This window comes from Pseudoalteromonas sp. SG45-5, assembly GCF_014164085.1.
Taxonomy (GTDB): Bacteria; Pseudomonadota; Gammaproteobacteria; order Enterobacterales; family Alteromonadaceae; genus Pseudoalteromonas; species Pseudoalteromonas aliena.
This window is the reverse complement of record NZ_JACJEM010000001.1, coordinates 100,786-123,047: the sequence shown is the minus strand read 5'-3', so window position 1 is coordinate 123,047 and position 22,262 is coordinate 100,786. Positions and strand designations below refer to the sequence as shown.

Genomic DNA, 22,262 nt, shown 5'->3' with positions numbered 1-22,262 from the left:
TAGTTAAAATAATAGATTGATAGCAAGGGCGATGAACACTAAGCCGGTGATCCTATCAATCCAAAGTTGGCTATTGGGATTACTTCTAAAAAATTGTGCTATTTTATCGCCAAAATAAATATACGTGCAGTCAATCGGAAAAGCAAAAATAGGGTAGAGCAAGCCAAAAAAAGCCAGTTGTAAAGTAGCAGATGAAAGTGTGGGATCTACAAATTGAGGAATAAACGCAATAAAAAACAATGCAACTTTAGGGTTTAATACTTCAGTCATCATGGCTTGGAACATCACATTACTTTTTTTGCTGGTACTCACGTGAGGTTTATCACATTGCTCATTATGAGCTGCTGGCTGACGCTTGCGCAATGTGCCTTTAATCATCATAAGCCCTAAATAGCACAGATATGCAGCTCCTGCATATTGTACTGTTGCATACGCTGTAGCGGATGCTTTTAGTAGTGCGCTTAAACCAACTACCGCTAAAAAAGTATGTACTACGCCGCCTAAAGCAAAACCAAAGGCACTTTGCATGCCTGCACTGCGCCCGTTAGCAAATGTTTGCGCCATTAAAAAAGCATTGGATGGACCCGGTGCAACCGCCATTAAAAAGCTAGCCAATAAAAACGAGAGTAAAAAGTCAGGGTTGATCATCATGCGCTTTTAGCCGGATGTAAAGTATGGGCTTTTTTAGTCATTAAAATAAACCAAAGTGGCACCAATAATAAAAGGTGAAAAGCAATTAACCAAGGTGTACTTAGCCCTAAAAATTGAGTTAAAACGACAAGTATACTGGCCCCGCTCATTTGCATTGCCCCCAGTAATGCTGAGGCTGTACCTGCTTGTTTAGGAAAGCTAGATAGAGCCATACCTGCTGCAGAGCCTAAACTTAACGCAAACCCTAATGCTGCAATTAAAATAGGTAACATAAGTGCAAACGCCGTTTCTATACTGCTAAGAGCAAGCATTAATAAACCTGAAAAAACCAACAAACTTACACCGAGTCGCAAAGCTTGCTGGCTATTTCGTTTAATGTACGTTGGTAATATAAAGCTCGCGACAATACTTATTACAGCATTTAACGTAAACCAAAAGGTAAAATCAGCTACCGTGCCACCTAAATGTGTAATGATCCAGCCAGGCGCGAGTGTTACATAAACCAAAATAGCCGACATCGCGACCATACAAATTAGACTATTAAATAAAAATACCGGTGTTTTAATAATCGGGGTAAAGCGACGTAAATCTAAAATATGGCCTTGATAATGGCTATCGGCTGGGCGTGTTTCTCTAAAAAAGAATAGTGTGACAATAAGGCCGACAATAGCAAAAACGGTTAAAAACATAAAATTCATACGCCAGCCAAACTGTACGGTCAGCCATGCACCTAAAATAGGCGCCATTGCAGGAATAAAACACACAATCCCATTTAGATAGGTGATCATCTGCCCGCTGCGTTCTGGGCCATATTTATCGCGTACTATCGCAAATGCGACAACAAAGGTGGCACACGCTCCTAAACCTTGAAAGGCGCGTGCAATCATCAATACATCAAAAGAAGGCGAGTAGTAAGCGAGCAATGCCGAACTTGCGTATAAACTAACTCCAACAATAGCCACAGGTTTTCGACCAAATCTATCCGCCAGCGGTCCCGCAATTAATTGACCTAAACCAACAGTTAACATAAAAATAGCAACGGTTTGTTGTACTTGTTGTTCTGTAACTGCAAATTGCTCTGCAATAGTAGGAAAGGCGGGTAAGTAAATATCGATTGCCATAGGGCAAAATATAACGAGTAACGCTAAGATAAGTAACAAAGTCGTATTTGGTTTTGCGGGCTGTGTTTGCATTGAATCTCCTTTTGCCGAGTATTTTAGGTGGGCGCCCATAAAAAAGAAAGGGCTTATGACCCCTGTGGATGCTATCCGCTCTATTTTTTATTTACATTAAGCTAAAAGGCAAAGTAAATGCACTTTTTTAAACTGGTCTGATGTGTTAATTTGAAAAAAGTAACCGTTGATGGAAAATAATAATGAGTAATAAATCCGCACTTGTAAAAACGTGGCTTAGGTTTAAGCGTTTACCTTTTGGTAATTGGCTTTTTACTAAAGCTGTTTGCTTTAAAGCGCCTTACTTTGGCTCTGTGAAGCCTTATGTACTCGATTTGCGAGAAGGGCATTGTAGCGCAGTGGTTAAAAACCGTCGTAGTGTTCATAATCACATTGGAACTATTCATGCTATTGCCCAGTGTAACTTAGCTGAGTTGTGTGCTGGCGTTATGGTGGATGCCACTGTGCCAGTTAAAACACATCGCTGGATCCCTAAAGGTATGACGGTTCAGTATTTAGCTAAAGTGGATACAGATGTGACAGCAATTGCTGAAATTGATTTACCGCATAAATGGGTTGATAAAGAAGACTTGGTGGTGCCTGTAAAACTTTATAATACCCGCAATGAGCTTGTTTTCACTGCAGATATTACAATGTACATTACTGAGAAAAAGTAACTTAAATTTTATCAGTAGCTTGTTTATTTACAAATGACAAGCTGCTGCTATCTTCCTCTAATAATATTTTGGCTTCGCTTGCTGGTTTTAGCTTATCACTAATAAGCTCAACTTCTTCTTTTTCGAAGCGTTGTTTTAAACTGCCTTCAATAATAGCCCCAGCATCAATACTCAATGTATCGTGAAATACATCGCCATGCACATGCGCACTTTCTTGAATTTTCACCTCACTCGCATTGAGAGTGCCAATAATTTTACCTTTAACGACAACACTTTTAGCTTCAACTACACCTTCGACAATACCGGTAGAGCCTATAACTAAATGCTCAGCTTTAATATCGCCATCAATGCGGCCATCTAACTGTACTTCGCCTTGGCTGATTAATGTGCCCGTCATACGTACATCTTCAGAAATAATTGAAGGAGTATGAGATACTCTTTTTAAAGATGAATTATCTACTTTCTGCTTTTTTTTACTGAACACTAGAAAACGCCTTTGTTATTTTTAGAGGATTGACTTGTTTGCCATTAAGTAACACTTCGTAGTGTAAATGAGTGCCAGTACTTCGTCCTGTACTGCCCATTAAACCAATAACATCATTTTTAGAAATTGTTTGATCTTTTTTCACATTAATTTTATTTAAGTGGCCAAAACGTGTTACTAAGCCATTTTTATGTTTAAGCTCTATAAAGTTACCATAACCGCCATTACGGCCAGCTCTAAGTACTACGGCGTCTGCTGGAGCAAATATTTCTGTTTTATGCCAACCTGCAAAATCCACCCCTTTGTGAAACGCATGACGACTGTTCATAGGATCGTTACGAAGACCAAAACCGCTTGAGATATAATACTTTTTAGCAGGTAATGGAAGCGTGTTTGGCAACTCAGTTAAAAAGCTTTCTAAGTTATTTAATAATAATAATTTGTCTACAACCGCTAGAAAGTGCTTAGGTATTTTAGTTTCGTCAAATGTGTCAAAAGGACCACCTTGTGCAACTGTTTGATCGCCTAACGCTAAACGCTTTTCAAGCACTGATTCAAGACCCGCGCCTTTTAACATTGCTACAATAGCTTTACGTCGAATGCTTATTTGCTCATCGAGTTGACTAAAGCTATTTTCGTATTGCAGGTTTAAATGTGCTGTTCGCTGCGCAAAGTCAACCGTTGTATTTAATGTGAGCGCAGCGTTTTCTTGTGCGTTATCATCTATTAACGGCTCATGAAATTCGTTTTCATTTTCGTTGATTGGTAATTTTAGATCGGTATCAAGTTTTATGGACTCTTTACTAATAGAGGCCGGCAACGATTCGATCATATTTTGTAGCAGCGCCTGTTTTTGCTCTAGCACTTCAAGTTGTTCTAGTTGCTTTATGTAAAGTGCGTGTTGATCACTCGTTTTTTTCTTCCAAAGAGTTTGCTTATCTTGTTGGCTTTGCTCAATATTTGAGATCTGATTTGTTTGCGAATAAACACGAAAACTAGAAATACTCATCCATGTGACAGTTCCTAAAATAAGCAATACAGCAAAAAATTGAAGCCAAGGTGCTAAAAGAACATGCTTAACTTCGCCATTTTGACGAATAAGCAGCTGACGAGCTGGGAAAAATTTATGATAAAAAGATTTTATAAATACTAACATGGCATATAAACACTGGCTATTAACCGAATTAAGATATCAATCTGAGCCTAAAAAGCCAGAAATAAATTGTAACCACTCAAAAATTAATAAAAAAGGGCTGCTTTTATTCAGCAGCCCATTTATAACTCATTGTGTTTTTTATACTATTTAACCTGAACTCAACGCAGTTAGCGCTGAAAATAGCTGCTCGAGATAGATTTATTATCCAGAATTCAGGTTATTTAGTTGGCAGTACCGTACTCTCTACTGAACCAAAGCCAATACGTACATAGCCTTCTTTTTCACACCAACCACGCATAATAACGTTATCGCCATCTTCTAAAAAGCTTCGTTGCTCACCATTACTTAGCGTGATTTTTTCTTTGCCACCACGAGATAGTTCAAGCAAAGAGCCCGCCTCTTCATGGGTAGGGCCTGATTGCGTACCTGAGCCCAGCATGTCACCAGGCATGAAGTTACAGCCATTTACCGTGTGATGAGTAACCATTTGCGCTACAGTCCAGTATGAGTGTTTAAAGCTAGATGTTGATACACGCGTTGGCGTGTGACCCTCATTGCGCATTTTTTGCGTTTGGATTTTAACATCCATTTGTATATCAAAAGCACCTTGCTCACGGTTCGCTTTTGATTCTAAGTAATCCATAGGTTGCGGATCGTTCTCATCACGCGTCCAGCTTGTTCTATAAGGAGCTAAAGCCTCAGTTGTTACAATCCACGGAGAGACAGTAGATGCGAAGTTTTTAGCTAAAAATGGGCCAAGCGGTTGGTATTCCCATGCTTGTAAATCGCGCGCAGACCAATCGTTAAATACACAAAAACCAAACACATGGTTTTCAGCATTCTCAATAACGATTGCATCGCCCAGTGCGTTACCTTTACCCAAATAAATACCAAGTTCTAACTCGTAATCAAGGCGCTTACATGGACCAAATGACGGTACTTCTGCATCAGGTGCTTTAGTTTGACCTTTAGGGCGGTGAAATGTTTGACCCGATACATCAATAGACGAAGAACGTCCGTGATAACCAATAGGTACCCATTTGTAATTTGGCAGTAATGGGTTATCTGGGCGAAATAAGCTGCCCACAGCGGTTGCGTGGTAGATTGACGTGTAAAAATCGGTGTAATCTCCGATACGACAAGGGAGTGAAAACTCAATATCAGCTTGTGAGACAAGCGCATCGCTCAGCGTTTGTTGATGCTCGGAGCCTACTCGTAGTGCTTTTGAAAGCGCTAAACGCAGTGCTGACCAGTATTGTTGACCCAAACCCATAAACGTATTTAGGGTGGCTTCACTTGCTGCATTAGCGGCTGTTTTAGCATCACCTGTTAAAACGTTTAATTTGCTCAGTTTTGCTAAATCAATTACTTGGTCGCCAATAGCAACACCACCACGAAAGGCTTCATCAGCGCCTTTACGACGAAACTCTGCAAACGGTAAGTTTTGAATAGGGAAGTCGCAGTTATCAACATTAGCTGATTCTACCCAGCTGATTAAATTAATATCGTGGGTTTCGTTAATTAGGCTCATTACATTTCCTTTGGATTTTACGGTATAGCGATAAAGTACAGTTTATTTAATCATACTTGTACTCAGCGCAATACTTTTTAAATATTAAAACGACAAAAAGCAGCGAATTTCGCTGCTTTTAATTTACTCAAATGTTTTATAAAACGCCGCGACGCTCTTGGTCGCGTTCGATTGATTCAAATAATGCTTGGAAGTTACCTTCACCAAAACCACCATCATCAACGCGTTGGATCATTTCTATAAAGATTGGGCCAAATAAGTTTTTAGAGAAAATTTGTAATAAGTAACAATTTTCACTTTGGCTATCAACGAGTATTTGATGCTGACGAATCTTTTCTTTATCTTCAGCAACCCAAGGTACACGGTCAAAAATAGTATCGTAGTACTCTGGGATAATATCCAAAGTAGCAATTGTTGATTTATCCAGCTTATCAAGAGAGCTTACTAAGTCATCGGTTAAAAACGCTAAATGTTGAACGCCTGGGCCATTGTACTGACCAAGATATTCGTCAATTTGGTTGTTATTATCACCTTTGCCTTCATTTATCGGAATAGAGAAGGTGCCACAAGGAGATTTAAGTGCATATGAAATGAGTGCTGTTTTTTGACCTTTAATGTCAAAGTAGCGCACTTCGGTAAAACCAAATACGTCTTTATAAAAGTTAGCCCATTTTTCCATGGTGCCTTTATAAACATTATTCGTTAAATGATCGATTCGGATAAAGCCTTTATCTTCAACAACATTTTGCGTTTCAAGGTCTTCAAAATCACTTTCGTAAATAGTACCTTTGTCGCCAAATTGTTCAATAAAGTAAATTAGGCTGTCGCCAATACCATAGATTGCAGGGTAGGGCATGTTTTTATGCGTTGAGTCGGTCGCTGGTTTTGCACCACGCTCTACTGCTGTTTCAAATGCTTTTTGCGCATTCTCAACACGCCAACCCATTGAACAAATAGCAGGACCATGGCTTTTAGCAAATTCTGCAGAAAAACCTTCGCGCTCGTTATTTAATAAAAAATGAATATCGTTTTGGTTATAATAAACAATGTCTTTACCTTTGAATTTTTTAAGCTTAGAGAAGCCAAAATCAGTAAATACTTTATCCATATAATCTGCATCAGGTGTGGCGTATTCAGTAAATTCGATACCCACTAAACCTAAATAATTATTTACTTCACTCATTATCATTACTCCCGCAATTAAGCACTGCGATTATGTGTTGTTGTCATATTGCAGTAGATAATCAACCAGAATTTTGCTTAGGGGAAGAGGGCGGCACTATTTAATATGCAGTCGATGTGTAAATTTTATAGGACGGTTATTACTAAGTAATGTGTTTGCAATACAGTTAAATGAATTGAGGTACTGTGGCAATAACTTATATTGCAATAAAAAGACCTCAACGTATTGTTTTTAAATGATATAAATTGCTATTGTGCTGCGCAAAAGCCCCTTTTTTAGTGAGTGATTAAAAGTTTACTTGTACTTAATTGTTTACAGTTAGAGACGCGTTACCAAAGAACTTGTTACGTTGCTCTAACCAAAGGTTAGGTTTTATAACAGGTGCGGTTTGATAATGGCGTTCAATTGCTTGATTCAGAACACGTGTTGATTGCTCAAAGGTTAGTTTTTGCTGTGCGGTGCCCATACTTTTTATTTCATCGCGGGTCATAGCATGGCCAGCATAAAGCAGCGCATTTAAATAACCAGGTACTGTTTCAAAATTGTTATCGGTAAATAAAAGCACTGATTTATTGAGTGCCCAACGGCGATTAATTTCGCCATCTTCTTTTACGCCTACGAGTTCACCGTCAATATATACTTCAAATACGCCATTTGTAGGTGCTGCGTAGAAAACAAATGCAACGCGGTGCCATGTATCTGGTTGAGTATTGCCAAAGTAGCCACTGTCGCTTGTTGACTTTCCGTAGCCGCCACTTGGGTCGATAAAGATATCTGCATCGTCCTCAAGGTAATTACTGGTTTCTGCTTGTATTACCGCGCGGTAAATATCGCTGCCTTCTGAAGGCCAATACAAGTCCATTACAAGTGTATAATCAGAGACCATTCCTTCATTTGCAAAATCACCGTTTGCAGCTGTATTGAGGTCAATCAATAACCCTTCAGTAGGAGAGTGCCTTGAAAAAGCCATTACACCAGAGGGGCCATCTCTCAAATCTGATATGTTTAGCTCGGTTGTGGTTTTATATTGAGTCTCTTCAGGGCCCCAATCTGTAGTTTGTGGGTCGAAATAACTTAGTACCGAAGGACCGAAGTCTGGCGTTAGCGGGCTTGCGTCATTATTAAAATTCCATACCGTAATATCTGTTTTATTATCACATGAAAATAGTTGATTGTTTGTATCAAGGTATAAACATTGGCTGGTTCTAAAGCGTGCATACTGATCGAGCAACCACCACGCTTCAGCAATTGGCTCTACATTTGAGAAAGTCACACCGTTAAAAAATAAATCAGCATTTAAAGCCGCACCTTTAAATAAAGCTACGTCGTAATTTTCTGTCGCTTTTATATCTTCGGGCTTTAGTAAAAACCAGTTAGGTTGACTGGCAAACATAGCGGTTAAATCACTGCCTGATACGGTGACTTTATAAATAGAATTAAATCCTGGTGTATTTGATGGCTGCCTCTCTACGTAAAAGGCTTTGTGGAAATCTTCTTGCGTGAGGGTACCCGGTGTCCAACGCTTTTGTACAAGTTCAGGGTTCAAAAGTGCTGCGCTAATTGAGCTCGAATGCAGTGTGGCTAAGGCGGTTATTTCAGCTAATTGCAAGGGACTAGGGTAATTTTCTGAAATAGCGATTTCTGTTTGTGCATCAGGAGCGTAGCGACCCATAATCGCATTAATTGCTTGTTGAGTTGTTTCATCGAGCTCGCTGATACTCTCGGTTTCAACTGTTTTATAATCAACAATAGGCGCAGACTTATCAGCTAAGTTAAACTTAAGTGTTAAATCGGTAATACCTTTAGCATAGAAATCGGGCTGAACAATAATAGCGCCGTTATCTAACGTCTCGTAGCTTTCACCGCCGTGGGTATGACCGCCAAGCACTAAGTCGATACCCGCTACATTGGTTGCCATTTCGGTATCAAGGCCTACACCTAAATGACTGAGCATGACAATATAATCTACGTCGCCGCGATATTGGCTTACAATACTTTGTGCAATCTGCTGCCACTGCCAACTCATTTTAAATTGTTTTATAAAATCAGGGATTGGTTCATCTTGAATTGGTTCATCAAGTTCATTCCATGGCACAGAAGTCATCCCAAATACGCCAAGTGTAATACAACCCGCTTGTACTTTTGCAAACCCCACAGCTGCAAAATCTTGGAGCTGCTGACCTTCGTAACGCGTATTACTTGCCAGTACGATGGCATTCTCGTCTTGTGAATAACTTAATAATTTTTCTGGGCCCCACGCGTAATCATGATTTCCAACAACGCGGACATCAAATTGCATCGCTTTAATTGCTTCTTCGGTTGCGATGCCTTGCGATAGCTGTTCAGCAACAGTGCCTTTTTCATAGTCATCACCACCGTTTGTAAATAAAGTATGAGGTGTTTGACTTGCTGCCTGATTGTAATAGGCTTTTATTCGGCTGAAGTATTGTTCTTGATAGCCAAAACGAGCATGTAAATCTGCAACGTGGACAAACCTTACTGACTGCTCTGTTGCGTTAGCGTCGCAAGTTGGGCCGATATTTGCGAAAGCTTCATTGCGCTGCATTTGTATTGCATAGGTACCAAGTTGATCCACTTGTGCGCTGACTAAACCTTCAGTAACGACTGAATTATTTATATTGACCCATGTGTCGCCAGTTAAGCGTGCAATAAATAATTGACCACCCAGCGCGTATGCTTGAGGTATTTTTATACCAATAGTCGCTGAACTTGTAAATATGAGTGTGTTTGGTGTCAGGGAATGAATATCTGAGATGATATTTTGGGCTGTTGTTGTTTCATCAGCTACAATGTTTGTGTAAGTAATATCAGTATTATTAGTGACTGCGTTAGCGGGAATCGTAACCGTAAAGTTTTCGTCATCGAGCGTGGCTGATAAACCGGAGGAGACAGTAACATTAAGTTGGCTAGGCTTTGGCGGATCGTTTGGATTTTGAGTAACAGCGTCACCAGAACCACCGCAAGCGCTTAAAAGTAGAACTAAAAAGGCCAAGCATTTTGCACGAAAAAAAGTAGACGTTTGCATGGTTTGCTGTTCCTAATGCCAGTGTAATGTTTATCTAAACATTGTATCAGCTAACAGAAAACCTATAAAGTGATAAGAAAACCTCCCCTGTAAAAGTACAGAGGAGGTTAATTGTTACTGTTTGTTAGCTGTAACTTCTAGTTCTTCAGCTAAAATATGTTCATGTGTATGAGGTTCGTGTTGACCCTCTGCACCATGCATCCATTTAACTAATTTATCACTTAGTAAATACATAATCACAGCCGATATAACGGCTGTAGCACCTAGGCCAATAAAGATACCAAGTGCATTGTCTAGCGCTTCTTCACCTTCACCTAAGTATGAACCTACAAAGCCAGCAATTTTGTTTGCTACAGCAGTACATAAGAACCAAATACCCATAAGCATCGATGCTAAGCGTAGTGGTGCTAGTTTACTTACCATTGATAAACCAATTGGAGACAAGCATAGCTCACCTAACGTATGGAATAAGTAAAAAAGAACTAACCACATCATGCTAATTTGAAGCGTGTCACCTTGACCTTGAGTCATAAGCGCAAGGATCATAGTTAAAAAGCCTAGCGCTAAAAAGATTAGGGCAATAGCAAATTTAACCGGTGAATTAGGCTCTTTTTTATCAAGTTTTAGCCAGATAATTGCAACCAATGGCGCAAAAACAATGATAAAAATTGAATTTAGAGATTGAAACCATGATGCCGGAATTTCAAAATTAAATAGCATACGATCAGTGTAGTCATTCGCAAAAAGGTTCATTAAGCCACCAGCCTGTTCAAAACCCATCCAGAAAATGATACTAAATACACTCATAGTAAAAATAACTTTAATACGGTCGGTTTCAACTTTAGTAAGCGGAACTTTAGTATTTGAAGTTGATTGCTCTCGAGCAAGCTTTGCTGCAGGTACAACCCCGATATCACCTAGGTATTTTTTACTTAGTGCGACTTGCATAGCAACAGAGATCAACATACCAATACCTGCTGCGATAAAGCCAAACTGCCATCCCATAGATGCGGCTACAAAACCAGCAACCAAAGGACCAAATGCACCACCTAGGTTAATACCCATGTAGAATATAGTGAATGCACCATCACGGCGTTGATCGCCTTCGTTGTATAAGTCGCCAACCATTGTTGAGATATTTGGTTTAAATAAACCATTACCCAAACACAGTAGTGCTAAGCCAATATAAAATATGTTTTCTTCTTGGCCTGCTAAGTAACTATGTGGAATACCCATAGTAAAATGACCGGCGGCCATTAACAAACCACCAATGATAATGGCTTTACGTTGGCCTAACACGTTATCAGCTAACCAGCCACCAAATAACGGTGTAATGTACACAGCCATGGTAAACGTACCATAAAGGCTTAATGCGTCTGCATTACTCCAACCAAAACCGCCTTCTTGAGTAATGGCTACAAGATAAAGAACCAAAATAGCACGCATGCCATAGTAGCCAAAGCGTTCCCACATTTCTGTACCGAACAACAGGAATAATCCCTTAGGATGACCTAAGAAATCACCTGATTTAGGTAATGAACTCATATTTACTTCCTAACTTTAAGAATTGTTGTAATGGCCTTATAATTTTTTGCTTTAGCTATTTTAGTATTTAGACTTACTAGAATGCTCGACCATCAGTATATTATTTGCAGCTAAGGTAATGGTTTGCTGAACGGTAATACCGCTATAAGGTAAGAGTCACACCCTTATCCTAGCTACAATTGCGCATTAGTATACATAGACCTTTGTGCTAGGGGAAGCATTGCGCGGGTGGTTCGTATAAACTGTATACAATTGTTTTAAAAGTTGGCGTAAGGGGTTATTGGTGTGCCAGGAAATTCAAGTGTTCCATAGACAGGGTTAAAGTAATATCGTATGTAGAGTTGGCCAAAGTTAGGCTCGTAAAAATCTGAACGATCTATTGCTACATAACCGCCAAAAAACCAGTGTGGTGTTATTCTATATTCAAAGCTTCCTTCAAGGTTGTACGATACACCAGAACTTGTATCCCCCTCAAACGCAGGGTTTACGCCTGTCTCAAGTTGACGAACAAACGCCTCTTCTTGCAAGTTTGGATCATTAGGGAAAAAGTCAATTGCCTGAGTTTTTGTTTGTGAATACGATACGCCAGTTTTGAAACGGTATACAAAATCATTCCCCCAACGTGCGTCATAACTAAATGGTACAGACACGCCTAAGTAGTTTTGCGGACTGTAGTAGCCGCCATGGCCCCATGTTTCTTCACTTAAATTATATTTGTATGCCCAATGTAATAAGCTAGCACCCACCGTAAATTCACGTTTTTGATTACTAATAACACGGTAGTAAGTACCTGCCATAGCACGATAGCGCTGATTATCTTTTACATTTTTACCTTTATACAAAGTGAAATCGGCACTTGACCAAAAGCCCCAATCACCACCTAAATCATGTGAAATATTTGCAGTAAGGCCTGTAGAGCGTACGCCACCCCAAGCTTCTTTTGTATTTGCATCCTCAAGACCCGCATAAGAAAGCACTGAACTTGTTACTGGACGTTTCTCTAGTTCAAGGCTGTAGCCAAAGTCGCCTAAATCGTCTGCATAGTTAACGCCCCATACTATATCTTCAATTAAAAAGCCCAGTGGGGTAGTACCTATATCTAAACGCCAATTTTTATTTTGCCAGCCTAGCCCGATATCTACACCACTTTCTTTTGGGCTTATTTCTTCAATAGCACACGTAAAAATACATACAGCACCTTGTCCATAACGGCTGCCCGCAAATTGCTCATCAAAACGTGTTGTTTGCGCACTAATTGTTGTGGGGTCTATTTTTACAAATCCTTGGCCTTGCCAAAGTGGAAAATAAGCTTCAATCGGCACTAAACCAGCGCCAAGTGTTGCTTCGCTCTGTGTACTTATTTGGCCGCTAAAATTAACACCCATAGCAATATAAGCTTGATCTTTGTTTTGCTCATCAATTAATTCGCGCTTAGCGCCATTTACATACCAATCATCGGCTTCATCGATTTGTGAGAGCGAGGTATAAAGTTCTTTTTCGCTTAATGTGCGATTAGGAGACAGGGTTTGTGCATACCAAATTTGAGCTTGCTCTGTTTCATTAAAATTACTGGCTACTTGAGCTCCTAAATAACGTAACTCTGGATCGTTCGGCGATTTTTCAATGAGTTTCTTTGCTAGATAGAGTGCATCTCCTGAGTAATTAAAGTCATTAAGAGAGCCCATAATTTGGCGCTGCAAATAACTTTCTTGCGATGTAGTTTGCGTTATGGCTTGCTGCGTTACCTCTTTGGCCCGAAAGTCGTCACCTAGTTCTCTATACGCTTTTGCGATAGACATTAACGCTTGGGGTTCAATGGCTTGATTATTTTTCACCTTTTGCTGATAAATAATCAGCGCGGCTTCACGTTGTTCAAGTGATAAGTTTGCATTAATTAATGCTGTCGTGATCACAGGGTTGTTTTTATACTTTTGGTCAAGTTGATTTAACTTAGCAATTAAATCACTGCCATTGTAGAACTGATTAATATAATTACTTTGTAATTGCAGATACTGATTAACCTCGTTTTCAGATGCATTTTCAGGCAGTTTATAACGTGTAAACCACTGCTTTATATTTAGCTCATTTTTTTGCTCTAATAGCCATTCACCATAAAGTAAATGCCAATAGGGGGAAATCGTTGGCTGAGCAATTAATGCATCATTAATAAGCTTCAGAGCATGTATTTTCTCATCTATTCTATACCAATTGCGAGATAACTCAGCCTGCATTACGGGGGTTAAATTTTGTGCTTCTAGTGCACTTAAATGATAGATAGCCGTGGCTTTATTTTTAGCATCAAGGTAGCGTTCACTTTGAGCAAGCGACTCGTTAAGCTGAAGCTGTTGCTCAAGTGCAATAATATCTGCACTCTTGGCGCTAAAAGGAACATATTGTAAAGACGCAATAGCACCTTGATAGTCATCAATAGCGCGCAGAAAAAGTGCGTGACTGTAACGAAGTTGAGGGTTTAACGGAAATTGCCACAGTACATTATTAAATAGTGTTCGCGCTTCCTTTGTTAAGCCTTTTTGCTGGTATATAAAGGCTAAGTCGTAATATAACCATGGTTGATCTGGTGCTAAGCTTATTGCGTTCTCTAGCGTTTTTTCGGCTAGTTCCAAATTTCCCAATTGTACAAATTTACTCGCTTTGTTACGAAGTTGGCTACTTAGATACTGTGAGTAAGGTTGTTTAATTAGCTCTTTTTGAGTATAGGTTAAGCTGTTGTAAAAAGAGCTTAATGCGAGTTCATTTTGTTCAAGTTCAGCTATTTCAAGTAAGCCCGATAAAGCGCCGATATTGAGTGGATCATTTTTTAAAACAATTTTATATGTAAGTGCTGCTTGAGAGTATTGTCCTTGCGCAAATTGTAATAAACCGCTGTTATATAAAACAGCGTTAGGGTCTTGCTCTAATGTATTAGCTAAATCTAATTTAAGCTTTGCGACTTTGAATTCGCTGCTATTAATTGCATCTTTGGCTTGGCGGATATAAAGCCAAAACTGGGCTGTTTTAGCTAAGTCCTTTAACGTTTCCCTTTGTGCAAAGTCTGCCGTATATTTTTGTGCTTGCGTAAAATACTTGTATGATTTTTTATTATCACCTAAACGCAAATAAAGTATGCCTAGGCTTCGCATTATTGCACCGTCTTGCGGGCGACCATTTACAGCCTTTAAAAGTAGAGGTTCAGCGGCTTTTAAATTATTTTTTTCAAGTAACGTATCACCTTTAACCCATAATTGATAAGCAGGGTCGGCAAGTAAAGTTTGGCGTGCTTTTAGGCTTTTTTTAAAATCTTGATATTGCAACTCACCTTTACTGCTAAATGGGTAAAGCGTGAAGTAATATTGGAACTGTCGATCGGTAGCGCTATTAATTGGCATGTTTGCTAGTGAACCGAGCCAAATCTCCTCTACTTCATTACTAAAACTTGAGGTTGAACCGTACTTACCTAAAATACTAATTGCTTTTTTATCACTCGGATCGCGTCTCAGCAAATGCCTTGCGTAGGCTATTTCGACTTGGCCTATATTAGAATAGCTTTTTAATAGTTTAATATATCCGCGCGTAACGTTTTGCCATTGGGAAGCGTCTTGCGCGTACCAGCTTAAATGTTCTAGTTCATAATTGAGTGTGGGATAAACGTTATTAAATATCTTATTATAAATTTGCCGAGCTTGTTCATATCTGCCAGCGCGTGCTAGTAATTTAGCATCTTGAATAGCAGACTTATCTTTACCCTGAATTCGAGACATAACCCGTAGCTTTTCAATACAGGGAGCCTGCTTTATTAGGCCGTTATCTATTTTACTTAATAACAGGTTTGCTTTGTCGGATGCGCCATTGGCAAAATCATAATGAACTAGAGCGCACTGCGTTTCTATACGAGTAGGTGCGATGGCTACGAGTTTTTGTAAGCTGCTTTCAATCAGCTTTTTATTTTGCTGCGCTTCGCCAATACTTATTTGACTTAGTAACCAATCAACAGATTGTGTATCTATATCATTGACTGTTTTGGCACTTACCCCAAAGCTAAGTGCCAAAGTGAAAACGAGGACAAACCTTAAGGGCATTCAATGCTCCACATTGGTTGTAGCGTCCCGTCTGCTGTAATTGAAAAACGTTTATTTAACGTACTTGTGCCAAATAAATTAAGTACACTGTCGTAATAACGTGTTTGGGTGAATGACTTATCGACCATTAATTTTTGTTTAATTGCCATAATTAATGATTCATTGCCTTGATCTGCCAATAGAGGTAGTAGCGCTGAGTTGAAGCCCAAAGGACCTGTTTTTTCGGATTTACCTGATTTAGCAAATGTATTTAAAGGTACATACCCACGCTCATTAATCGTTTTTATAAATGGATTAAATTGCGCTAGTAGCTCTTTTTTATATGGTGCATCATTTGCCATCATGCTAGCCCATAAATATACTCTAATAGCATTATAGCTGCCTATATCACTGGTTTTTCTATCATAGTAAAAACCGTTATTAGCATCGTACATAACCCAATCAGGGCTAACACCTTCAGTAGCTGTGTCTAAAATAAGCTTTGCGGAGCCTTCGTGTAACTGATGCCAAGGTGAGTGTGGGTAGAGCTTTTTAAATTGCTGATATATAAACAACGGTGAATAGCTGGGGTTGAGTTTAACGCGTGCGTTTTCAAACTCAAAGCCAGCGGGTGCTGGTAGCAAGGACAAACCTAGGCCAGAAATATAAGCCGTTTCTTCTCGTATTATGCGCTGTGCAAGTACGGCAGCTAAAATGCTGTAGCGACGATCGCTCCAAAGCCTGGCAGCTTGAGACAAGCTGTAGGCAATCCATAAATCAGAATCTGATGCAGGGTTTGAGTCTAATATTCCCCCCACATTTTGTTTATTAACCCCCCATTGCCATGCAGGTAAACGGGTACTTAAGTCACCCTCAGATAAGTGCTCTTGTGTCCAATCTAATACTAAGTCAAACATTGCTCTGTCGTTTGCGACTACAGCAAAAAATAATGCATAAGATTGGCCTTCAGAGGTTGTAATGTTTTGCTCGCTGCCTAAGTCAATAACACGGCCATCTTGGCTTATAAAGCTATTTTTAAAGACTTGCCATTGGTGCCAAGGTTGGCACTGCTCTACTTGCGCTTTTGCGTTAAAAGTAAATAGTGCAATCACAGCAAAAAATATATTAATGATTGATTTCATTACTTATCTCCTTCCGCTAAGCGTTTGTAAGTGAGTGCTTGGAGTAATCGCCACAGAATAAATGAGATGAGTAGCAGTATTAAAACAGACAACAGTGCCAGCACAAATGGGTGATCCGATAAATGGAACCAAATTAGAGTATGTACAGGAATATGACCAACAAAGTACTGCTTATCCGTTTTAATTGTTTTAATACCTTGGGAGTTTATAACGGCGGCACTGCCTTTAATTTGAGCAAGTTGAGCTGAGTTCATTAATGCATTATTGAGCAACGTATATGCATTTTGAGACGTTGCACTTAACGATACAATAGAGCGCTCAGAATCAAGCGGTGATTGAAAACCTGTAATAACGGCTATATCGCCACTACTTTTAATACTAACGTGTACTTTCTGTGTTGTTTGCTCATCATACGCGCCATTGTATAAAGCTTGTTTTATAGCGCGTTGATTGTTGCTGAGTAAAACATTTGTGTGTGAACCTTCATCTAAGTTGTTAGCAAGGCTATTGGGTTTTGCGATAACTAACACATCTTTGTCGTTTAGGTTAGCGTCTTCGTTTAAATGGGCAACACTTATTCTATGTGCCGGATAACCCGTTATTGCCCCAAAGTGGCCTGTTAAATTAAATAAAACAGACAGTGCTTTAGCTGATGGGGTTTCATCTATTAACACTAACGTTTGCTGTAAGTCAGCATATTTTGTAAATGGAAATCCGCTATTAGCAAATACATTTAAATCGGGTAAAGCCATATAGTGATCAAACCCACTGACATCAATATGCGAATTTCCATCAATCACCCCATATTCTCCGCCAGCAGGAGCAACACTGCATTCGCCTTTTTTAAGTACAGCGAATCTAAAATCAAAATTTAGCTCATTGCGGTTGGCTAAATTAATGCCATTTAGAGAAAATCCCTCAGTACTTTGAGTCGTATCAGTATTCGCTATTAATGGCAGTAATGTTTGTGTGGTTTTTAGCAGAGTGTCTTTTTTATCTAATAAAAAACCGCTAATAAATTCTTGGTTAATTAGCATATTTAAACGTGAATCTAAGGTTTCGCTTTCTGGCGTATTACGGTATTGCAGAGTAATAGGGATGCCTTTTTCACGCCATGTGAACAAATCAGGTGCAAAGCGAATATTTAGCTTTACAGGGCCATTATTAAGACCTTGAGTTTGTAATTGCGTTGGGTAATCAATGAGCTCATCAAAATGAACAGGGCGGTCACTTCTGAGCCAACGAGGAGCGTCGTAAGCCTTTCGAAGGGGGAGTTGGTTAATCGCTTCAATGCTTGCTGTTCTGCCTGTCATAATTTTATGACCAAATACCAGCCCTGTTACCGCTGTTTTTAAATCTTTTTCGTCGCGGCCAATAATTAACAGCATTTTATTATATCTGTGAATAGGGCTTGAGATTAGCTCAACTGTTGGCTTTTCAACATCTGGATAATCCTTTAAAAAATCAGGTTTTGAGTCATTAGTAATAAATACCACGCTATGTTGCTTAGGTGCTTTGTTTATCATTACTGGGAAATTAGCCCCACGCCAATCAGCTTGAGCTCCAAACCAACTCGATAATGTGGCGGCTGCTTCTATAGCTTGTGTGTTTGGTACTTTTGAAAATACAAAAGGGAGGTTAAGTTTGTTGTAGTCTTTAGCGTCAAAAAATGGTTCGGGTAGGTATTCTAAGCGACTGTCGATTGCCAATTGCTTTTGCTCAAGTGTGATGTTGCTCGACTTGTTTATTTCTGTCCAAATAGAGCGGCTAAAATAGTCTTGGCACTTTAAATCGTAGTAACCAACCAATTCAAAGCGGATTTGATTGTAATCCTGAATGTATTTAGCATTTAGTTCTAGATTGTGACTAACTGTATTTTTCACCACACTTAATTTTTCATTAATGGGCAACACTGTAACTAAATTATCATTAAAATATACTTTTAGATGTGACACATTTGCGATTAACGACGGTGAGTTAGTATATGAGAAGTTAAGTTTTAAGTTTGTACTTAATTTATCAATTCGGTTGGTAAAATCGACACGAGAGTTGTTATTTACTCCGTCAAGCTTATACCCTGTGAAACCCAGCGCTTCAAAATCCAAGCGTAGGCTAGATATTTGAGCGCTTTCTGGGTAGCCATTTATAAACATAGATTTATTTTGCATTGGCTCAATAGCGTGTGCGTGCTGCGCGCAGCTAATAAGCAACAATGTTAGAAATGTATTGAGCAACTTTTTAATCATAATTATTATGCACTATCGGTTTTTTTGGAATAAATGAATGTATATAAACCACCAAACGAGTTAATAGTTTTATGGTCGGTTGTAAAGGTCTAGGAGCATGAAACAATAAATTGCTAAAGCCTCTTAAACTTGTTTTTTGCACTTCTTTAAAGCTATATGATGGGCGATCATGTTTAAAGTTACTTTGCCAATCAAGCCAGGCATCAGCTCTTGAAAAAGTGCATTGTATAAATGCTTTTTGTTTTTCTAGTGATAAATCTTTAAGTGTTAAACCAATTTGCATTTTACGCGTATTACATACATAAGTTGTAAATGAAAACTGCTTATTTCCTCGGCTCATTAATAGCTCAACCTTGTCATTGACTCGGCATGAGTGCACGTGATCTATTTCAATACCAACACCATTATCTGAGTAGTCGGTAATTTTAACCTTTAATGTATGGCCATTCGCTAGGCGAATACCAGCAGGAAAATGCGCCTTAATTCGATGTGATTGCCTAACTTGGCGAGCTTCAGCAGCAACTGCAACCGCAGCACCTAAAATGATTATATTATAAATTGCCCAGCACATACTTATAACTAATACGCCTATTTGAGAAGGATCACCAAAAATCAGGCGTAAAATACCAAAAATAATACCTGCAACATTAATAGCTAAGAGTATAAGGTAAGGTTTAGAAATCCCCCAATCATAATGCTCTTCATCATTTAACCCGCCTTTTTCTGTTACATTAAACTTGCCTTTATTAGGATTAAATAGCGCAACAGTGGTTGGTTTTAATATATACCAAGCCAAAACTGATTCATAAACTTCGCCCCAAAATGAATATCGATATTTACCCTGGATACGAGAGTTAGTCGCTTTTATTTGAATTAATGTCGGTACTACATAAATAAAGATAGCTAAAAAAGGCGCATAAATAATGTAAGCGTTAAAATATATAAGTGCTAAGGGGGCGGTTAAAAATACGATTCGAGGGATGCCCGATAAAAAGTGAAGCATCGCATTTATATAGCATAAACGTTGAGCAAGACTGAGGCCCTTTCCAAGTAGGGGGTTATCGAGTCTAAAAATTTGTGCCATACCGCGAGCCCAGCGAATTCGTTGGCCAATATGGGCCGACAAACTGTCGGTTGCTAAACCTGCTGCTTGCGGAATATTAATATACGCAGTTTTATAACCTGCGCGTTGCATGCGTAATGCAGTATGAGCATCTTCGGTTACTGTTTCAAATGCAAAACCGCCAATATTGTCAAGTGCTTCACGTTTTAATACCGCGCATGAACCACAGAAAAATGTGGCATCCCACATATCATTACCATCTTGAATCAAGCCATAAAACAGCATGTTTTCGTTGGGGATTTGGGTGTGGTTATTTAAATTTCTCTCAAACGGGTCGGCAGAGAAAAAGTGATGTGGGGTTTGTACTAAACACACTTTACTGTCTTTTAAAAATTGCCCCATAGTCATTTGTAAAAATGATCGGGCAGGTACGTGATCGCAGTCAAAAATTGCAATGTATTCGCCGTTAGTAAAACGCATTGCACTATTCATATTGCCTGCTTTTGCGTGTTTACTATCAGGGCGAGTTAAATAACCGGCTCCAACTTCTTGGGCAAACTCGCGAAACTCAGGACGTTTGCCATCATCAAGTATGTAAACGTTAAGTTTATCTATAGGCCAATCAATACTTAGCGCTGCCAATGTTGTCGGTTTTACAACACTCAATGGTTCGTTATAAGTTGGAATATACACATCGACCGAGGGCCATTTATCGGTGTCTTTAGGTAATGGAATTGGTTTTCGCTCTAATGGATTAATCGTTTGAAAAAAGCCAAGTATTAGAACAAGCCACGCATAAGTTTCTGCTAATAATAAGCCTGCGCCTAAAACAAGCGCAAGAGGGTCATCCCAATTTAAGGTTTCGGTGTAGCGCCACCATAAGTAACGTGAAGATGTTGTTACCGATAAGGTGATCATCACTATGGTTGCCATTTGACCTTTTATCTTTTTTAAAGAGTAAGCTACGAGTAGGATAAAGCTTATAAAAATAGCTTGTGCTTCTAAGCTAAAAGGAATAGTTACAAAAATCGCCAGTAAAAATAGTGCAAATGTAATTACGACGTACCTGACCGATTTGCTTTTCCACACTCGCGCATCTGCTATAGAGTGAAAAGCACTTTGCCTAGTCGTTTTTTTATTTTTTGATAATACGCGTTTGAATAGCTTTCCTAATTTTAAATCAATCCAGCGGAGTTGCCTGAAAAAGAAATTAACAGAGTGATAAAAGTGATGTGATACTTTTTCTTTAACATGACTTTTTTTAGCTGTGTTTTTCACAAAAACCAGAAAAATACTCTGTAAAATAAAGCGTAATGTATTTGAGTATAAGTGAGTTCTGTAGGGTGACTTTAAATGTGGATAGTTCTGCTTTAACGCATAACTAATATTTTTTTTACGGGTCTCAAATTTAAAAAAAAGAGAGCAAAAAATGACTATAAATGGCATTGAAATTGCCTCAATAGCGCTCATTTTATGCTGATTGAAATTACCGTAAAATTTAAACATAATTAAACGCACTAATTTTTGCGTAAAAAACAGACTAAGTAAAAGGCGAAAAGCCTTTTCAAAAGAATGTTTATAAATTAATTGTGCCATTAGAGTGCGGCTTTACTAGCGAGCCATCCAGCTAGCGTTTCAAAATCATCATTAGCAACGCTATACGGTGCGCAATTTAGTGCAACGTTACGATAAGCTGTCGATTCTTTAATTACTTCATCATGGTTTATGAAAAAAGGAGCCATTAGAGGTAGTGTAGATTGCCAAAGTGAGAACAAATCAAATTCGAGCACTGACGCTGAGTTATATTTGTTGACTAAAAAAAAGTGATGCCATGCGTTAGTGGTGTTTTTCAATTTTTGTAAACGCTTGTAGATAAGGCTATGACATATTGAATCGCAGTTCACTATTTCAATGATAATATCGTCCTCATCTAAGGTGTAATTATTAATATCTACGTGGCTTGGGCAATCAAAAAGTATCCATGTTGTATCTGGAGTGTCTAATTTTTTGCAATTATTAGCTAATTTATTTAGCTCTAAATTAGAAGGCGTGTTGTCTCCGTGAGGTAAAAAAATAACACCATCGTTGTCTTGATGAAAGTGCTTAAGAACGCCTTCAAAACTATTGGCGTTACTCCACCCTTGGGTATTTTTCCAAGGTAAACCAAAATGTAAACACAAGTCATTTTTTGAGTCTAAATCTATAGCGATAACATGAACAGCTGATTTTTTTAACACGCAGGCAAGGTTAGCTACTATTGCAGTACAACCGGTGCCACCTTTTAACCCTTTTAAAAAAACTCTTTGCACGT

Annotated in this window: 14 protein-coding genes; 1 reads left to right on the top strand and 13 read right to left on the bottom strand. The window is 38.9% G+C overall.

Annotated elements, in window-relative coordinates; translation table 11 throughout:
* Window positions 1-3 precede the first annotated feature (3 nt).
* Both H5119_RS00525 and H5119_RS00520 read right to left on the bottom strand, forming a co-directional pair.
* Window positions 4-648, bottom strand: coding sequence for a LysE family translocator (locus H5119_RS00525; RefSeq protein ID WP_182700822.1), 645 nt, complete (start codon window positions 646-648; stop codon window positions 4-6).
* Entirely contained in the window at window positions 648-1,844 is a 1,197-nt protein-coding gene (locus tag H5119_RS00520; RefSeq protein WP_077537357.1) for a multidrug effflux MFS transporter, read from the bottom strand. The genes H5119_RS00525 and H5119_RS00520 overlap by 1 nt, the downstream gene beginning before the upstream one ends.
* 182 nt (window positions 1,845-2,026) lie before the next feature.
* On the opposite strand from H5119_RS00520, the gene H5119_RS00515 reads away from it, so the two are divergent.
* The gene (locus H5119_RS00515; RefSeq protein ID WP_182700813.1) at window positions 2,027-2,500 is read left to right on the top strand and encodes a hotdog fold domain-containing protein; all 474 of its coding nucleotides are present in this window, start codon (window positions 2,027-2,029) and stop codon (window positions 2,498-2,500) included.
* Between the two features lies 1 nt (window position 2,501).
* On the opposite strand, the gene H5119_RS00510 is transcribed toward H5119_RS00515, so the two are convergent.
* From H5119_RS00510 to bcsQ, 11 genes are all read right to left on the bottom strand, one after another.
* Entirely contained in the window at window positions 2,502-2,984 is a 483-nt protein-coding gene (locus H5119_RS00510; RefSeq protein WP_077537359.1) for a polymer-forming cytoskeletal protein, read from the bottom strand.
* Window positions 2,974-4,140, bottom strand: coding sequence for a M23 family metallopeptidase (locus H5119_RS00505; protein WP_182700812.1), 1,167 nt, complete (start codon window positions 4,138-4,140; stop codon window positions 2,974-2,976). The genes H5119_RS00510 and H5119_RS00505 overlap by 11 nt, the downstream gene beginning before the upstream one ends.
* A 217-nt stretch (window positions 4,141-4,357) precedes the next feature.
* The gene (gene fahA, locus H5119_RS00500; protein WP_182700811.1) at window positions 4,358-5,671 is read right to left on the bottom strand and encodes a fumarylacetoacetase; all 1,314 of its coding nucleotides are present in this window, start codon (window positions 5,669-5,671) and stop codon (window positions 4,358-4,360) included.
* Window positions 5,672-5,807: 136 nt separating this feature from the next.
* Entirely contained in the window at window positions 5,808-6,854 is a 1,047-nt protein-coding gene (gene hppD, locus H5119_RS00495; RefSeq protein ID WP_182700810.1) for a 4-hydroxyphenylpyruvate dioxygenase, read from the bottom strand.
* Window positions 6,855-7,158: 304 nt separating this feature from the next.
* Entirely contained in the window at window positions 7,159-9,900 is a 2,742-nt protein-coding gene (locus H5119_RS00490) for a metallophosphoesterase (RefSeq protein WP_182700809.1), read from the bottom strand.
* Between the two features lie 114 nt (window positions 9,901-10,014).
* The gene (locus H5119_RS00485; RefSeq protein WP_182700808.1) at window positions 10,015-11,445 is read right to left on the bottom strand and encodes a peptide MFS transporter; all 1,431 of its coding nucleotides are present in this window, start codon (window positions 11,443-11,445) and stop codon (window positions 10,015-10,017) included.
* A gap of 257 nt (window positions 11,446-11,702) precedes the next feature.
* Window positions 11,703-15,521, bottom strand: a complete 3,819-nt coding sequence (locus H5119_RS00480; RefSeq protein ID WP_182700807.1) for a cellulose synthase subunit BcsC-related outer membrane protein — start codon at window positions 15,519-15,521, stop codon at window positions 11,703-11,705.
* Complete coding sequence (gene bcsZ, locus H5119_RS00475; RefSeq protein ID WP_182700806.1) at window positions 15,512-16,642, bottom strand: cellulose synthase complex periplasmic endoglucanase BcsZ; 1,131 nt, start codon at window positions 16,640-16,642, stop codon at window positions 15,512-15,514. Before bcsZ ends, H5119_RS00480 begins: the two co-directional genes overlap by 10 nt.
* Window positions 16,642-18,888: a cellulose biosynthesis cyclic di-GMP-binding regulatory protein BcsB gene (gene bcsB / locus H5119_RS00470; RefSeq protein WP_182700805.1), complete on the bottom strand. Its 2,247-nt coding sequence runs from the start codon at window positions 18,886-18,888 to the stop codon at window positions 16,642-16,644. Before bcsB ends, bcsZ begins: the two co-directional genes overlap by 1 nt.
* On the bottom strand, window positions 18,881-21,547 hold the full coding sequence (gene bcsA, locus H5119_RS00465; protein WP_182700804.1) for a UDP-forming cellulose synthase catalytic subunit: 2,667 nt from the start codon (window positions 21,545-21,547) through the stop codon (window positions 18,881-18,883). The genes bcsB and bcsA overlap by 8 nt, the downstream gene beginning before the upstream one ends.
* Window positions 21,547-22,260 carry a cellulose biosynthesis protein BcsQ gene (bcsQ, locus tag H5119_RS00460; RefSeq protein WP_182700803.1) on the bottom strand — a complete coding sequence of 238 codons (714 nt, stop codon included), beginning with the start codon at window positions 22,258-22,260 and terminating at the stop codon, window positions 21,547-21,549. Before bcsQ ends, bcsA begins: the two co-directional genes overlap by 1 nt.
* Between the last annotated feature and the right edge of the window lie 2 nt (window positions 22,261-22,262).

Bases quoted from the DNA above. Each gene is read 5' to 3' on its own strand.
- H5119_RS00525 (WP_182700822.1), bottom strand. From the start codon at position 648: ATGATCAACCCTGACTTTTTACTCTCGTTTTTATTGGCTAGCTTTTTA.
- H5119_RS00520 (WP_077537357.1), bottom strand. From the start codon at position 1,844: ATGCAAACACAGCCCGCAAAACCAAATACGACTTTGTTACTTATCTTA.
- H5119_RS00515 (WP_182700813.1), top strand. From the start codon at position 2,027: ATGAGTAATAAATCCGCACTTGTAAAAACGTGGCTTAGGTTTAAGCGT.
- H5119_RS00505 (WP_182700812.1), bottom strand. From the start codon at position 4,140: ATGTTAGTATTTATAAAATCTTTTTATCATAAATTTTTCCCAGCTCGT.
- fahA (WP_182700811.1), bottom strand. From the start codon at position 5,671: ATGAGCCTAATTAACGAAACCCACGATATTAATTTAATCAGCTGGGTA.
- hppD (WP_182700810.1), bottom strand. From the start codon at position 6,854: ATGAGTGAAGTAAATAATTATTTAGGTTTAGTGGGTATCGAATTTACT.
- H5119_RS00490 (WP_182700809.1), bottom strand. From the start codon at position 9,900: ATGCAAACGTCTACTTTTTTTCGTGCAAAATGCTTGGCCTTTTTAGTT.
- H5119_RS00485 (WP_182700808.1), bottom strand. From the start codon at position 11,445: ATGAGTTCATTACCTAAATCAGGTGATTTCTTAGGTCATCCTAAGGGA.
- H5119_RS00480 (WP_182700807.1), bottom strand. From the start codon at position 15,521: ATGCCCTTAAGGTTTGTCCTCGTTTTCACTTTGGCACTTAGCTTTGGG.
- bcsZ (WP_182700806.1), bottom strand. From the start codon at position 16,642: ATGAAATCAATCATTAATATATTTTTTGCTGTGATTGCACTATTTACT.
- bcsB (WP_182700805.1), bottom strand. From the start codon at position 18,888: ATGATTAAAAAGTTGCTCAATACATTTCTAACATTGTTGCTTATTAGC.
- bcsA (WP_182700804.1), bottom strand. From the start codon at position 21,547: ATGGCACAATTAATTTATAAACATTCTTTTGAAAAGGCTTTTCGCCTT.